Source organism: Streptomyces sp. NPDC004658 (genome assembly GCF_040609555.1).
Taxonomy (GTDB): Bacteria; Actinomycetota; Actinomycetes; order Streptomycetales; family Streptomycetaceae; genus Streptomyces.
In genome coordinates this window covers 13,635-28,331 of sequence record NZ_JBEXKG010000057.1, presented here as the reverse complement: position 1 = coordinate 28,331, position 14,697 = coordinate 13,635, and the positions used below count along the sequence as shown (strand labels likewise).

The following is a 14,697-nucleotide window of genomic DNA, read 5'->3' as shown; positions in this document are numbered from 1 at the left end:
GACTGTGGCAGTCAAACCGGCCAGGACCGTCAACGCCATCGACCAGACACGGCGGATGCTCTCCCTGGTGACATACCTGAGGGAGCGCCCCGGCGCCCGGATCGCCGACGTGGCGCGGGCCTTCGGCATCACCGAGGACGAGCTGGTCGCCGACCTGGATCTGCTGCCCATGTGCGGCACCAGCTTCCGCGGCGGCGACCTGCTGGACATCGACACCGACGGTGAGCGCATCTGGTGGCACAATCCGGCGGCGCTCGGCGAGGAGGCGGCCGAACCGCTCCGGCTCGCCGCCGACGAGGCCACCGCGCTGCTGGTCGCAGCCCGCGCGGTCTCGACCCTGCCCGGCCTCAGGGAGAGCGACCGCCAGGCCCTGCTGCGGGCCACCGCCAAGGTGGAGGCCGCGGCCGGTGAGGCCGCCGGTGCCAGCTCCCGGCTGTCGGTGACCTTCGAGTCCGAGGGCGGGGTCTTCGCCGACGTCGACCGGGCGATCTCCGAGCGCCGCCGGCTGTGGATCCGCTACTACTCCCCGGCCCGGGACGAGGTCACCGAGCGGGAGATCGACCCCATCCGCCTCGTCAGCGTCGGCCACACCTATGTGGAGGCCTGGTGCCGCCGCTCCGAGGCCCGGCGCACCTTCCGCCTCGACCGGGTGGCGGAGATCAGGATCCTCGACGCGCCCTCGGCGCCGCCCGAGATAGAGCTGCGCGACCTCTCCGAGGGGCTGGTGCAGCCGGCCGCCGAGGACCCCGAGGTCGTGGTCGAGGTCGGCCCGGGCGGCCGCTGGGTCGCCGAGTACTACCCGCACGACAGCGCCGATGAGCTTCCCGACGGCGGGCTGCGTATCACCCTGCGCACCCCCGACCCGGCCTCCCTGCGCCGCCTCGCGCTGCGGCTCGGCGCCGACGGCCGGATCGTCTCGCCGCCGGAGCTGGCCGAGAGCGCGCGGCGCGCGGCGGCGGAGGCGTTGGCGGCGTACGACACGGAGCCGTCGGCGGGCTGCGGGCGGTGAAAGCGGCCCTGGAGGGGGCGGGGCTGTGTCACTATGCGGCTCCGCCGCCACGGCGGTCCCCCCGGCTTCGGGCGAGGCCCGGAACCCGGGGGAGCGACCGGCCGCGACGGCGCCGCGGACGCGAGCCGGCGGAACCCGGTACCTCCGGCGGCGCGCTTGGCGAACGACCAGAAGAAGGAGCGAGGCTGTGAGCGAGTCTCCGGAGTCCGGTGGGCGTGAGATGACGGTGGCGACCGCCTTCGCCGGCATGAGAAGAGCGGTCCCCGTGGTGTTCAGGGCCGGCTGCCCGGACTGCCGCGGCCGCTTCGAACTCGCCGCCGGCGCCCTGCGCCTCGCCATCGGCGCCAGCAGCCGGACGACGTTCTACTCCTTCACCTGCCCCGACTGCGGCGCCGCCGTCCGCAAGCCCGCCGGGGAGCGGATCGTCGAGCTGCTCACCGGCGGCGGGGTCAGGACCCTGCGGCTGCACTCCACCGTGTAGCCGCCTGCGCCCCGGGCCGGCGGACGGTCTAGGCTCGGCGTCATGTTCTGGCCGATGTTCGCGGTAGCGATGGGTTTCCTGGGTATCGCCGTGCTGGGGGTGCTGGCCGTGCGGGTGTTCCTGGAGGCGCGGCGCCTCGGGGAGCAGGTCGCGGACTCCGCGCGCCGTATCAACAGGGCCGCCGAGGATCTGGAGCGGGCGACCGTGCGGGCGGCCCGCGCCGTTGACGCGCTGTGAGGGGCGCCGAACGGTGCCTGTGAGACCGGCGACGCAAGCGCTTTGCGTCACTTCGCCCTGTCATGCTGCCCGGTGGGACAGGTACGCTGCTGGTCGTGGTGTGGAGAACGAGGCCCGCACCGTGGACCGGGAGTACGCACGGGGATTGCCTCACGTTTACCCCTGAGCGTTACGATCGCTGTCAGCGTGACCATCGGACACATGTCCGACTGGTCGGACAGCACCCCACCCAGCCGCCTCGGTGAGAAGGTAAAGACTTATGTTCGGAAGGCTCGGAGCTCCCGAGATCATTCTCATCCTCGTCGTCATCATCCTGCTGTTCGGCGCGAAGAAGCTTCCGGACATGGCCCGCTCGCTCGGCAAGTCCGCGCGCATCCTCAAGAGCGAGGCCAAGGCGATGAAGGAAGAGGGCGGCAACGCCTCCGCCCAGGCGCCCGGCCAGGGCGAGCAGCCTCCTGCGCAGCGCACCATCCAGGCGGCCCCCGGTGACGTGACCAGCTCGCGGCCGGTCAACGAGCCGACGGACACCACCCAGCGCTGACGCAGGGCCGGAAACCCCCGGCCTGCCGCACGAGATGAGGACGTGGGTTGCTCAAGCCTGCCCGCAAGAAGGAGAAGGATCCCGAGGGGCGGATGCCCCTCGCGGATCACCTTCGTGAGCTCCGCAACCGGCTCGCGAAGGCGATGCTGGCCATCGTCATCGTGACGATCGTCGCGGCCTTCTACTACAACGACATCATCAACTTCCTGACGAAGCCGATCCTCGACTCGGTCGGCTGCCGGGCGTCGTTCGAACAGCTGGCGCATTCCGACGGCAAGACGCAGTGCGCGGAGATCACGATCAACGGCCTCCTCGCGCCGTTCACGCTGGCCCTCCAGGTCTCGCTGATGGCGGGTGTCGTGCTCGCGTCGCCGATCTGGCTCTACCAGCTGTGGGCCTTCGTGGCGCCGGGTCTGCACCGCCACGAGAAGAAGTACGCCTACGCCTTCGTCTTCACGGGTGCCCCGCTGTTCTTCGCCGGTGCCTTCTTCGCGTACAAGGTGCTGCCGACCACCGCGAAGGTGCTGATCGACTTCACGCCGAACGGCGACATCAAGAACCTGCTGCCGCTCGACGACCTGCTCCAGCTGGTCACCCGCATGGTGATCGTCTTCGGCCTCTCCTTCGAGCTGCCGCTGCTGCTGGTCATGCTCAACCTCACCGGGGTGCTGACCGGCCGGCGCATGCTCGGCTGGTGGCGGGCCATGATCCTCGGCATCACGGTCTTCGCGGCCGTGGCCACGCCGAGCACCGACCCGCTGTCCATGCTGGCCCTCGCCGGGCCGATCTGGGTGCTGTACTTCGGCGCGGTCGCCTTCTCGCTGCTCAACGACAAGCGCCGGCGCCGTCGCGATGCCACGGGCCCCGCCGACGACGAGGCCTCCGAGCTGGACCTCACGCCCGAGGACATCGGCGACGTCGAGCCGGTCTCCGCCACCCGGGCCCTGCCCGAGCAGGCGGGCCCCGACCGGGTCAACGGCTACGACGACGTGACCTGAGCCCTCACCGAACCCGCCACGCGATGCCCCCGCCCCCCTCAGGACGGGGGCATCGGTGTCCCGGGCGGCCCTCCGGCGTGATTCTTCCGGTCTTCTTACCCTCCGGCTGCCGTCCGGAGGGTGATCCGGATAATGATCGTCCTGTTGTCAGTGGGGCCCGGTACGCTCGAAAGTACGATGACAGAGGACCTCTCACCGGCCGAGCGGTACGCGGCAGCCCGCAGGCGGGCAGCCGAGCAGGCCACCGCGCTCGCCTCCTTCCGCGAGATGTACGACTTCGGCCTCGACCCCTTCCAGATCGAGGCCTGCCAGGCGCTCGAAGCGGGGAAGGGCGTTCTGGTGGCCGCCCCCACCGGCTCCGGCAAGACGATCGTGGGCGAGTTCGCCGTCCACCTCGCCCTGCGGCAGGGCAAGAAGTGCTTCTACACGACACCCATCAAGGCGCTGTCGAACCAGAAGTACGCCGACCTGTGCCGCCGCTACGGCACCGGGAAGGTGGGCCTGCTCACCGGCGACAACAGCGTGAACTCCGACGCCCCGGTGGTCGTGATGACCACCGAGGTGCTGCGGAACATGCTCTACGCCGGCTCGCAGACCCTCCTCGGCCTCGGCTATGTGGTCATGGACGAGGTGCACTACCTCTCCGACCGCTTCCGCGGCGCCGTCTGGGAGGAGGTGATCATCCACCTGCCCGAGTCGGTGACCCTGGTCTCGCTGTCCGCCACCGTGTCCAACGCGGAGGAGTTCGGCGACTGGCTGGACACCGTCCGCGGCGACACCGAGGTGATCGTCTCGGAGCACCGGCCCGTGCCGCTGTTCCAGCACGTGCTCGCCGGGCGCCGGATGTACGACCTGTTCGAGGAGGGCGAGGGCCACAAGAAGGCCGTCAACCCCGATCTGGTCCGCCTCGCCCGCATGGAGGCCACCCGGCCGTCGTACCAGGACCGCAGGCGCGGCCGGGCGATGCGCGAGGCCGACCGCGAGCGGGAGCGCAGACAGCGCTCGCGGGTGTGGACCCCGGGCCGTCCCGAGGTCATCGAGCGGCTCGACTCCGAGGGCCTGCTCCCGGCCATCACCTTCATCTTCAGCCGCGCCGCCTGCGAGGCCGCCGTCCAGCAGTGCCTGTACGCGGGCCTGAGGCTCAACGACGAGGAGGCGCGGGAACAGGTCCGCGCCCTGGTCGAGGAGCGCACCGCCTCCATCCCGCCGGAGGACCTGCACGTCCTCGGCTACTACGAATGGCTGGAGGGCCTGGAGCGCGGGATCGCCGCCCACCACGCGGGCATGCTGCCGACCTTCAAGGAGGTCGTGGAGGAGCTGTTCGTACGCGGCCTGGTCAAGGCCGTGTTCGCCACCGAGACCCTCGCGCTCGGCATCAACATGCCCGCCCGCTCGGTGGTGCTGGAGAAGCTCGTCAAGTGGAACGGCGAGCAGCACGCCGACATCACGCCCGGTGAGTACACCCAGCTGACCGGCCGGGCCGGCCGCCGGGGCATCGACGTCGAGGGCCACGCCGTGGTGCTGTGGCAGCGCGGCATGAGCCCCGAGCACCTCGCCGGTCTCGCGGGCACGCGCACGTACCCGCTGCGCTCCAGCTTCAAGCCGTCGTACAACATGGCGGTCAACCTGGTCGAGCAGTTCGGCCGGCACCGCTCGCGCGAACTGCTGGAGACCTCCTTCGCCCAGTTCCAGGCCGACAAGTCGGTCGTCGGGATCTCCCGCCAGGTGCAGCGCAACGAGGAGGGCCTGGAGGGCTACAAGGCCTCCATGACCTGCCACCTCGGCGACTTCGAGGAGTACGCGCGGCTGCGCCGGGAGCTGAAGGACCGGGAGACCGAGCTGGCCCGGCAGGGCGCGAACCAGCGGCGCGCGGAGGCCGCCGTCGCCCTGGAGAAGCTGAAGCCGGGCGATGTCATCCACGTGCCCACCGGCAAGTACGCGGGCCTGGCCCTGGTCCTGGACCCGGGGCTGCCCGCGGGCCGGTCCAACGGCCACCGCGGCTTCGACCACCACGACGGGCCACGGCCGTTGGTGCTGACCGCCGAACGGCAGGTCAAGCGGCTGGCGTCGATGGACTTCCCGGTGCCGGTCGAGCCGCTGGACCGGATGCGCATCCCCAAGAACTTCAACCCGCGCTCCCCGCAGTCCCGCCGGGACCTCGCCTCCGCCCTGCGGACCAAGGCCGGGCACATCCCGCCGGAGCGGGCGCGCAAGAAGCGGTCCCAGGCCGCCGACGACCGCGAGATCGCGCGGCTGCGCACGGCGATCCGGGCGCACCCCTGCCACGGGTGCAACGACCGTGAGGACCACGCCCGCTGGGCCGAGCGCTACCACCGGCTGCTGCGGGACACCTCGCAGCTGGAGCGGCGCATCGAGGGCCGTACCAACACCATCGCGCGGACCTTCGACCGGATCGTGGCCCTGCTGACCGAGCTGGACTATCTGCGCGGTGACGAGGTCACCGAGCACGGCAAGCGGCTCGCGCGGCTCTACGGCGAACTGGACCTGCTGGCCAGCGAGTGCCTGCGCGAGCGGGTCTGGGAGGGGCTGGCCCCCGCCGAACTCGCCGCCTGTGTCTCGGCGTTGGTGTACGAGGCCCGGGTCGGCGACGACGCCATGGCGCCGAAGCTGCCCTCCGGCAAGGCCAAGGCGGCGCTCGGTGAGATGGTCCGGATCTGGGGCCGGCTCGACGCCCTGGAGGAGGAGTTCCGGATCAACCAGACCGAGGGCGTCGGGCAGCGGGAGCCGGACCTCGGGTTCGCCTGGGCCGCGTACATGTGGGCGTCAGGCAAGGGGCTCGACGAGGTGCTGCGGGAGGCGGAGATGCCGGCCGGGGACTTCGTGCGGTGGTGCAAGCAGGTGATCGACGTGCTGGGCCAGATCTCGGCGGCGGCTCCTGCGGAGGGCTCGACCGTGGCGAAGGCCGCGCGCAAGGCGGTTGACCAGCTGCTGCGGGGCGTGGTCGCCTACTCGTCCGTGGGCTGACCCGCCCGGCGAGGGCCCGGACCGTCTTCGTCAGGCGGGCCGGGCCCAGCAGCACGCACCGGGCCCACACGGACGCGCGGCACCCGGGGGCCGGCGAGGAGCGCGCCGCACACGCCCGCGGAGTGCCGGTGGACTCTCGCTCGGGCGCCGGCGCTGATCATGGGGCCTTGGCAGGGGGACGGGTACGCCGTTCACCGCGCGTCCCTCTCGCGAACGGCGCTCGTGTCGCCGCGATCGGCGCTCCGCGACGCGCGGCGGCCTGTCGGCGCCCGCGGAGTCACGCGGAGCAGGGGCTGGGCCATTGGTGAGCCGGCCCTGCCGGAGCCGGGCGCGCCCTTCGCACGTGACCGGGTGATGGTGGTCACGGCGAAGGGAACGGGGACCACGGCCGATGAGGTGCGGCCCCGGCTCCCTTTTCACCCCCCATGGTGAGCGACTTTCGTACGCCCGTGTGCCGTTACTCCTCGTGTGCGAGTAAAAGCCATGCGTGCAAAAGGAGTTGAGAGTACTCCCCTCGCGGGGCGATTTCAGGTGCTTGCCGAATATGACACGGCGATGATCCGGTCGGACTAAGCTCGCCCGCGGCGCACCGAGTTGAGGTAAATCGTGCGCTTGTTCCCCTATGTGGAATCCGTCCCGACAGTTCCCTGTACCTTCCCCCCGCAAGCACCCCCGACACCCAGCCGACTCGTCTCAGAAGGCATCCATGGTGAGTGTTCAGAAGCCTCCCGGTCGCCGTGAACGTCCCTATGCGCGCGTGCTGTTGCCACCGGCCATAGTGATGGCCGCGGCGGCCGGGGCCGCCGTCGCCCTGGTACCGCCCACGGCCCGGATCGCCGTCGGCGTGTGCGGAGCCCTGGCCGTGCTGCTGGTCCTCGGCACGGCCGGGGAGGCCGCCCGGCGCGGCCGTCTGCTCCGCGAGGCGCGGGCCGAACACGCCCGGCACGCCGCGCACCTGGAGCGGCGGATCGCCGAGCACAACGATCTGATGGAGCGCTTCGCCACCGACGTCCTGCCCGCCGGCTTCTACCGGCTGCGCCGCGGCCAGGTGCTCCGGGACGTCGTACGCGACGTGTTCGACGCGGACCCCGAACTGCGCGGCCTGCCCGAGGGCTACCGCGAGCTGGTGCGCATCGCGCTGCGCGGCGCCGACCAGGAGATCTCGATGCGCGACGCCACCGAGCGCTCCTTCGTGAGCGTCGCCCGGCGCGTCCAGGCCATCGTCCACCAGCAGGCCTACGAACTCCGCGAGATGGAGGAGGACCACGGCCGCAACCCCGAGGTCTTCGACGACCTGCTGCGCATCGACCACGGCACCTCGCTGATCGGCCGGCTCGCCGACACCATCTCCGTCCTCGGCGGCGGCCGGCCCGGCCGCCAGTGGCCCAAGCCGGTCTCCCTCTACAGCGTGCTGCGCGGCGCGATGTCCCGCATCCTGGAGTACCGCCGCATCAACCTCGCCTCGATCGTCAACATCAACATCAAGGGCACCTCGGTCGAGCCGGTCATCCACGCCGCCGCCGAGCTCCTCGACAACGCGACGCGCTACTCGCCGCCGTCGACCAAGGTGCACGTCACCGCCGTCGAGGTGCAGACAGGCGTCGTCATCGAGATCGAGGACTGCGGCGTCAGCCTCAGCGAGGAGTCCCGCGCCCGCATCGAGCGCATGATCGAGGACGCCAAGAACGGCGAGGACGCGCACAACCTCGGCGAGAACCCGCGCCTCGGCCTCGCCGTCGTCGGCCGCCTGTGCAAGCGGTTCGACATGGACGTCTCGCTGCGCTCCTCCGCGTACGGCGGTGTCCGCGCGATCCTCGTGGTGCCGCGCGTCATGACGACCACCGAACCCGGCGTCGGCGCCGCGCACGGCATCGGGGCCGCCGCCGCCCAGATCCCCACGGCGGACGCCGTCGAGGGCCCCAAGCGTCCGCCCAAGAAGCGCCGCCCCACCAGCCCCAAGATCCCCGCCGGCATCTCGCTGGAGGACGACATCCCCGAGGTCACCGAGTGGACCGCGGGGGGTCTGCCGCAGCGCCGCAGCCGGGTGAAGACCCCGCTCAGCCAGCGGTACGCCGAACAGGCCGCCATCGAACGCGCCGAGCGCGAGGGCCGGCCGACCATCTGGTCCCAGCGGACGGCGGAGCCGGAACCCGAGCCGGAGATCGACCCCGAGCGCAAGAAGCTCATGGAACGGCCGCCGGGCATGTGGATGGAGGCCTTCTGGGACGGCCTGCGCGAGGGCATGCCCCCGGACACCCCCACCCACCAACTGACCGACTTCACGCTCCACCCGACCAAGTACCTGCATCTGCTCAACGATCCGGCCGACCCCGCCGAGGGCGCCACCGTGGCCGACGACGAGGGGGACCTCAAGTGATCCAGCAGCGTGGCAACCTGGACTGGATGCTCAAGCAGCTGAACGACGGCGTGCCGGGCATCGAGATGATCGTGGTCCTCTCCGCCGACGGACTGCGCATCGCCCGCTACGGCGGCGACCCCGACGCCGCCGACCGGGTCGCCGCCGCCTGCGCGGGCGTACAGAGCCTGGCCAGTGCCATCATCCAGGAGCTGCCCGGCGCCGGCGACATGAAGACCGTCGTCTTCGAGATCGACGGCGGCTACTTCTACCTCATGAACGCGGGGGACAACGCCTACCTCGCCGTGCTCTCCGACGTGACCTGCGAACCGGGGCGGATGAGCGGCATGATGCGCGACCTCGTCGTCCGGATCGGCGCCCATCTCAGCAGTCCGCCCCGGCGGAACGGGCAGACCGTATGACCCCTCCACGACGCACGCGGCGCCGGCCGCAGCCCCCGCCCGCTCCCCAGCCCCCGCGCCTGCCGCAGCCCCCGCAGCCCCCGCGGCCCCCGTCGCCGGAGGCCGCGGGGGCCAAGGGACCGGGCGACAACCCGGAACGGCTGTACTCGGTCGCCGGGTCCGGCGACGGCGCCCGCGCCGAACTCGACCTGGTGACCTTGATCGTGGCGCGCTCCGCACCCCCGGTCTCCGCCACCCCGGAGCAGACGGCAGTGCTCCGGCTCTGCACGACCCCCCTGTCCGTGGCGGAACTGTCGGCCTACCTCCGACTGCCGTTCAGCACGATGACCGTCCTGCTCACCGAGCTGATCACGGCCGAACTGGTGCAGGCGCGCGACCCCATCGTCCGCCAGGCGCTCCCCGACCGTTCACTCCTCGAAGCGGTGATGCATGGACTTCAAAGGCTCTGACACCCTCCCCGGCCCGCGCACCGAGGACCACCTGCCGCACACCGCGCAGGCCGCGGTCAAGATCGTGATCGTGGGCGGCTTCGGCGTCGGCAAGACCACCATGGTCGGTTCGGTCAGCGAGATCAGGCCGCTGACCACCGAGGAGACCATGACCCAGGCCGGCATCGGCGTCGACGACGACTACGGCTCCGAAACCAAGACGGCCACCACGGTGGCCATGGACTTCGGCCGGATCAGCATCACCGAGAAACTGGTGCTCTACCTCTTCGGCACCCCCGGTCAGGAGCGCTTCTGGTTCCTGTGGAACGGCCTGTTCGAGGGCGCGCTCGGCGCGGTCGTCCTGGTCGACACCCGGCGCCTGGAGGTCAGCTTCGACGTCATGGGCCGGCTGGAGGAGGGCGGCGTGCCCTTCGTCGTCGCCGTCAACTCCTTCCCGGACGCGCCCCGTTACCCGATCGAGGAACTGCGCACCGCGCTGGATCTGAGCCCGGACATCCCGATCATCGAGTGCGATGTGCGCCGCCGGGCCTCCAGCAAGGACGTGCTGATGACCCTCATGGGCTTCCTGCACTCGCTGGCGATGTCCGGCGCCCTCGCCTGACCGGCGCGCCCTCGCCTGACCGGCGCCCGCACCCGACGGCACCCCACCCACCCCGACCCCTTCCGTTCCGGAGCGACCACTGTGACGCCTGAATCCCCCTCACCGACCGGGACATCCGACACCCTCTCCGGTCCGCCGCCGGGCTGCCCCGCGCACGGCCTCGGCCCCGGGAGGCCGCACCGGCTCTACGGCCCCGGCGCGGAGGACCTCGGCGACCTCTACGAGCGCCTGCGGGAGGAGCACGGCCCCGTGGCGCCCGTGCTCCTCCACGACGACGTACCGATGTGGGTGGTCCTCGGCCACGCCGAGAACCTGCAACTGGTGCGCAATCCCTCGCAGTTCACCCGCGACAGCCGGATCTGGACCCCGCTGCGCGACGGCATGGTCAAGCCCGACCACCCGCTCATGCCGCACATCGCCTGGCAGCCCATCTGCTCCCACGCCGAGGGCGAGGAGCACAAGCGGCTGCGCGGCGCGGTCACCGCGGCCATGGAGACCATCGACCACCGCGGGGTGCGCCGGCACATCGGCCGCTACACCCAGATCCTGGTCAACAGCTTCTGCGAGCGGGGCCGGGCCGAGCTGGTCGGCCAGTTCGCCGAGCACCTGCCGATGGCCGTGATGTGCGAGATCCTCGGCATGCCCGAGGAGTACAACGACCGGATGGTGCAGGCCGCCCGTGACGCCCTCAAGGGCACCGAGACCGCCATCCAGAGCCACAGCTACGTCATGGACGCGCTCAGCCGGCTCACCACCCGCCGGCGCGCCCGGCCTGAGGACGACTTCACCAGCCACCTCCTCACCCACCCGGCCGGGCTCAGCGACGACGAGGTCCGCGAACACCTGCGGGTCGTCCTCTTCGCCGCCTACGAGGCCACGGCGAACCTCCTCGCCAACGCGCTGCGCATGGTCCTGACCGAGCCGGGGTTCCGCGCGCAGCTCAACGGCGGCCAGATGACCGTGCCGGAGGCGATCGAGCAGTCCCTGTGGGACGAGCCGCCGTTCAGCACGGTCCTCGGCTACTACGCCAAGCAGGACACCGAGCTGGGCGGCCGGCAGATCCGCAAGGGCGACGGGCTGCTGTTCGCGCCCGCACCGGGCAACGTCGACCCGCGGGTGCGGCCCGACCTGTCCGCGAGCATGCAGGGCAACCGCGCCCACCTCGCCTTCGGCGGCGGCCCCCACGAGTGCCCCGGCCAGGACATCGGCCGCGCCATCGCCGACGTCGGCGTCGACGCGCTGCTCACGCGGCTGTCCGACATCCAGCTCGACTGCGCCGAGGAGGACCTGCGCTGGCGGTCGTCCATCGCCTCCCGGCACCTGGTGGCCCTGCCGGTGCGCTTCGAACCGAAGCCGCAGCAGGACATCGACACGCCCCCGCGCGCCATGCCCGCCCCGCCGCAGCGGTCCAACTGGCAGGTCGGCACCCTGAGCAGCGACCCGGCCCCGGCTCCGGCCGCCGAGCCGGCCCCGGCACCCGCCCGCACGTCCTCGCCCCCGGCCCCCATCCCTCCGGCCCCGGAACCGCCCCGCCCGCGGGGCCTGTGGGGCCGCCTGCTGCACTGGTGGCGCGGAGAGTGACACCGGGCCGCCCCCCCGGCGGCACCCGCTCCGGGGGTGGGTGCCGCGGGCCTGGCTGTCCTGGCGTGATCCTGCCGGGCCGAGCCGCGGAGTGACTGTGCCGGGCAGGGGCGTGAAGTGACGCCGCCCGCTGGGGCCCGCCGGCCTGGACGGACGCCTCATACGGCAACGCCCCCTGCCCGGCGGGGCCGGCTCGCCTGCCGGGCCGGCCTCTCCGACGGGGGCGGCCTGCCCGGCGGGGCCTGCCTTCGCTTCTCCCCGCTGGGGCACCCGCGACGGGATCGCCTGCCCCCGGCAGGTGGGCGCCGGTCGGTGAGGCCGGCCGTCCTCGCTCGTCGGTGCCGTCGGCGTGGTGCGCCTCTCCCCGCCAGGGCTAGGTTCCGGCCGCCCAGGCCTCGTGGGACGTCCACGCGTGGAGGGTGCGGGCGCTGGTGAAGGTGTGGGCCGTGCCGGTGACCGGGTCGGTGAACGCCAGCCTCCGCGCGAGCAGTTGGAGCGGGCGCCGGAAGTCGCCGGCCGGTACCGGGGCGGTCACCTCCGGGTACAGCGGGTCGCCGAGGATGGGCACGCCCAGCGCGGTCAGGTGCACCCGGAGCTGGTGGGTCTGCCCGGTGGCCGGCACCAGCCGGTAGCGGCCGAGCCCGCCCCGGTGCTCGATCAGCTCCACCCGGGTCTCCGCGTTCGGCTCGCCCGGCACCTCCCGCGCGGCCGGCACGCCGCGTTCCTTCACGATCCTGCTGCGCACGGTCCGGGGCAGGGCGAGCGCGGGATCGTACGGCGCCACCGCCTCGTACTCCTTGCGCACCCGCCGGTCCCGGAACAGCGACTGGTACGCGCCCCGCTCCTCGGGCCGCACCGTGAACAGCACCAGCCCGGCGGTGAGCCGGTCCAGCCGGTGCGCCGCCGTCAGCGTCGGGATGCCCAGCTCACGCCGGAGCCGGGCCAGCGCGGTCTCCGCGACATGCGCACCCCGCGGGGTCGTGGCCAGGAAGTGCGGCTTGTCCGCCACCACGATGTGCTCGTCCCGGTACACCACCTCCACCGGGAACGGCACCGGCGCCTCGGCGGGCAGCTCGCGGTGGAACCAGACGAACATGCCCGGCCGGTACGGCGCGTCCGGCGCCACGGCCCGCCCGTCGGCCCCGACCACCAGCCCGGCGGCGAACATCGACTCGACCACCCCGGGCGGAGCCCCCGTCAGCCGCTCCACCAGATGCTCCCGGACGGTGGCCCACTGGCCGTCCGCGGGCAGTCGTACCCGGACGGGGTCCACCCCCGCGCGCTGGGGGAGCGGGGCAGGCGGGGGCGGGGTACGGCGTCTCATCGGGGTCAAGGGTACGGGGGACGGTCACCCCGGTGGCCGTCGGCAGAAGGGGGTCCGCCGGCCCCGCACTCGGCAGGATAGGGATCATGCCGTTTCTCACCAGCCCCGTCCTCGCCCCCGGCACCCTCGCCCGTGCCCCACAGCCCGCCCTCCCCGCCGCCGACGGCATGCTCCTGCGCCCGTGGCGGGCCGGGGACGCGCATGCCGTGCACGCGGCCTTCCAGGACCCGGTGCTGCGCCAGTGGCACGGCCGGTCCTGCGACTCCGCGGCAGAGGCCGCCGACTGGATCGCGCAGTGGCGGAGCGGGTGGGCGGACGAGCGCGACGCGCAGTGGGCCGTCGTGGACGAGGACACGGACGCGCTGCTGGGGCGGGTCGCGCTGCGCCAGATCCTGCTCGGCGACGGTGTCGCCGAGATCGCGTACTGGACAGTGGCGGGGGCGCGGGGCCGCGGCGTCGCCCTGCGGGCCGCGACGGCGCTGACCCACTGGGCCTTGGAGGAGGTCGGCTTCCACCGCCTCGAACTGATGCACGCGCTCGCCAACCCCGCTTCGTGCCGGGTCGCGGGCAAGGCCGGCTTCGCCCTGGAGGGCACCAAGCGCAGCGCCTACCTCCACCAGGACGGCTGGCACGACATGCATCTGCACGCGCGCGTCCGGGGTGACTGATCCGCACCCGGTCCGCGCAGGGGAACGCAGGGAGACGCAGGGGGACGCAGGGGGACGCAGGGGGACAGGGACACCGGGCGTACGAGAGCGGCGGCACCCTTCCCGGATGCCGCCGTCCCGGCGTCGCTCAGGCGGCCGCCGCCGTGCCGCCCTCCTGCTCCGCCTCGATCCGGGCGTTCCACTCCCGCTTGGAGGCCTGCCAGCCGTCCTCGTTGTGGCCGAGCCGCCAGTAACCGGAGATCGACAGGTCCTCGCGCGGGATCTGGCGCTCGACCCGCAGCAGCCGGCGCAGCTCCTTCACGAAGCCCGCCTCGCCGTGCACGAACGCGTGCGGCCTGCCTTCGGGGAACTCCAGCCCGCGCACCGCCTCCAGCAGGGCCTCGCCGACCGGCCGGTCCCCGCGGTGCAGCCAGACGACCGGTACCCCGCTGTCGATCTTCTGTTCCTCCTCGGGGCCGGAGACCTCGATGAACGCGTGTGCCCGGGCACCGGAGGGCAGCGTCTCCAGGGCGCGGGCGATGGCGGGCAGCGCGCTCTCGTCCCCGGCGAGCAGATGCCAGTCGGCCTGGAGGTCGGGCGCGTACGCGCCGCCGGGGCCCATGAAGCGCACGGTGTCGCCGGGGCGCGCGCGCAGGGCCCAGGGACCGGCCAGGCCCTCGTCGCCGTGGATGACGAAGTCCAGGGTCAGTTCGAGCCGTCGGGGGTCCCAGGCGCGCACGGTGTAGGTCCGGGTGACCGGCCACTGCTCGCGCGGGAACTCGGCGCGGATCCGTTCCAGGTCGAAGGGCTCCGGGTAGGTGACGCCGGCGGCCCCGAACAGCAGCTTCACGTAGTGGTCGGTGCAGGTGTCCGCGGCGAATCCGGCCAGGCCCTCGCCACCGAGCACCACGCGCTGCATGTGCGGGGTCAGCCGCTCGGTGCGCACCACCTGGGCGGTATGGGGCTTGCGCGGCTTTCGACCCGGACGCTCTGCCATCACGGCCTCCTGCGGTGTTGGTTAGGGTTACCTAAGTTAGCACCTCGTTGCGCCGCACCACCTCTTCGA

14 protein-coding genes are annotated in these 14,697 nt (G+C 72.5%); 12 read left to right on the top strand and 2 right to left on the bottom strand.

Features of this window, described 5'->3' with window-relative positions; genetic code table 11:
* Positions 1-4: 4 nt before the first annotated feature.
* From ABZV94_RS20690 to ABZV94_RS20640, 11 genes are all read left to right on the top strand, one after another.
* A complete protein-coding gene (locus ABZV94_RS20690) occupies positions 5-1,009 on the top strand; it encodes a WYL domain-containing protein (RefSeq protein ID WP_356342151.1) in 1,005 nt (334 codons plus the stop codon).
* 220 nt (positions 1,010-1,229) lie between these two features.
* Positions 1,230-1,490: a hypothetical protein gene (locus ABZV94_RS20685; RefSeq protein WP_356342176.1), complete on the top strand. Its 261-nt coding sequence runs from the start codon at positions 1,230-1,232 to the stop codon at positions 1,488-1,490.
* A 42-nt stretch (positions 1,491-1,532) separates the two neighbouring features.
* A complete protein-coding gene (locus ABZV94_RS20680; protein ID WP_356342149.1) occupies positions 1,533-1,727 on the top strand; it encodes a hypothetical protein in 195 nt (64 codons plus the stop codon).
* 259 nt (positions 1,728-1,986) lie between these two features.
* A complete protein-coding gene (gene tatA / locus ABZV94_RS20675; protein WP_356342147.1) occupies positions 1,987-2,268 on the top strand; it encodes a Sec-independent protein translocase subunit TatA in 282 nt (93 codons plus the stop codon).
* A gap of 47 nt (positions 2,269-2,315) precedes the next feature.
* Positions 2,316-3,266 carry a twin-arginine translocase subunit TatC gene (gene tatC / locus ABZV94_RS20670; RefSeq protein WP_356342145.1) on the top strand — a complete coding sequence of 317 codons (951 nt, stop codon included), beginning with the start codon at positions 2,316-2,318 and terminating at the stop codon, positions 3,264-3,266.
* Positions 3,267-3,398: 132 nt separating this feature from the next.
* Complete coding sequence (locus tag ABZV94_RS20665) at positions 3,399-6,251, top strand: DEAD/DEAH box helicase (protein ID WP_356342174.1); 2,853 nt, start codon at positions 3,399-3,401, stop codon at positions 6,249-6,251.
* Between the two features lie 706 nt (positions 6,252-6,957).
* A complete protein-coding gene (locus ABZV94_RS20660) occupies positions 6,958-8,628 on the top strand; it encodes an ATP-binding protein (protein ID WP_356342143.1) in 1,671 nt (556 codons plus the stop codon).
* On the top strand, positions 8,625-9,029 hold the full coding sequence (locus ABZV94_RS20655; protein ID WP_103812405.1) for a roadblock/LC7 domain-containing protein: 405 nt from the start codon (positions 8,625-8,627) through the stop codon (positions 9,027-9,029). Before ABZV94_RS20660 ends, ABZV94_RS20655 begins: the two co-directional genes overlap by 4 nt.
* Complete coding sequence (locus ABZV94_RS20650; RefSeq protein ID WP_356342141.1) at positions 9,026-9,478, top strand: DUF742 domain-containing protein; 453 nt, start codon at positions 9,026-9,028, stop codon at positions 9,476-9,478. Before ABZV94_RS20655 ends, ABZV94_RS20650 begins: the two co-directional genes overlap by 4 nt.
* Complete coding sequence (locus ABZV94_RS20645; protein ID WP_356342139.1) at positions 9,459-10,079, top strand: ATP/GTP-binding protein; 621 nt, start codon at positions 9,459-9,461, stop codon at positions 10,077-10,079. Before ABZV94_RS20650 ends, ABZV94_RS20645 begins: the two co-directional genes overlap by 20 nt.
* A gap of 81 nt (positions 10,080-10,160) precedes the next feature.
* A complete protein-coding gene (locus ABZV94_RS20640) occupies positions 10,161-11,660 on the top strand; it encodes a cytochrome P450 (RefSeq protein ID WP_356342137.1) in 1,500 nt (499 codons plus the stop codon).
* 373 nt (positions 11,661-12,033) lie between these two features.
* Here ABZV94_RS20640 and ABZV94_RS20635 read toward each other — a convergent pair whose 3' ends face one another.
* Positions 12,034-12,984, bottom strand: a complete 951-nt coding sequence (locus ABZV94_RS20635; RefSeq protein ID WP_356342135.1) for an RluA family pseudouridine synthase — start codon at positions 12,982-12,984, stop codon at positions 12,034-12,036.
* Positions 12,985-13,070: 86 nt separating this feature from the next.
* On the opposite strand from ABZV94_RS20635, the gene ABZV94_RS20630 reads away from it, so the two are divergent.
* Positions 13,071-13,652, top strand: a complete 582-nt coding sequence (locus tag ABZV94_RS20630) for a GNAT family N-acetyltransferase (protein ID WP_356342133.1) — start codon at positions 13,071-13,073, stop codon at positions 13,650-13,652.
* Between the two features lie 127 nt (positions 13,653-13,779).
* On the opposite strand, the gene ABZV94_RS20625 is transcribed toward ABZV94_RS20630, so the two are convergent.
* Entirely contained in the window at positions 13,780-14,628 is an 849-nt protein-coding gene (locus ABZV94_RS20625; RefSeq protein ID WP_356342131.1) for a siderophore-interacting protein, read from the bottom strand.
* Positions 14,629-14,697 lie beyond the last annotated feature (69 nt).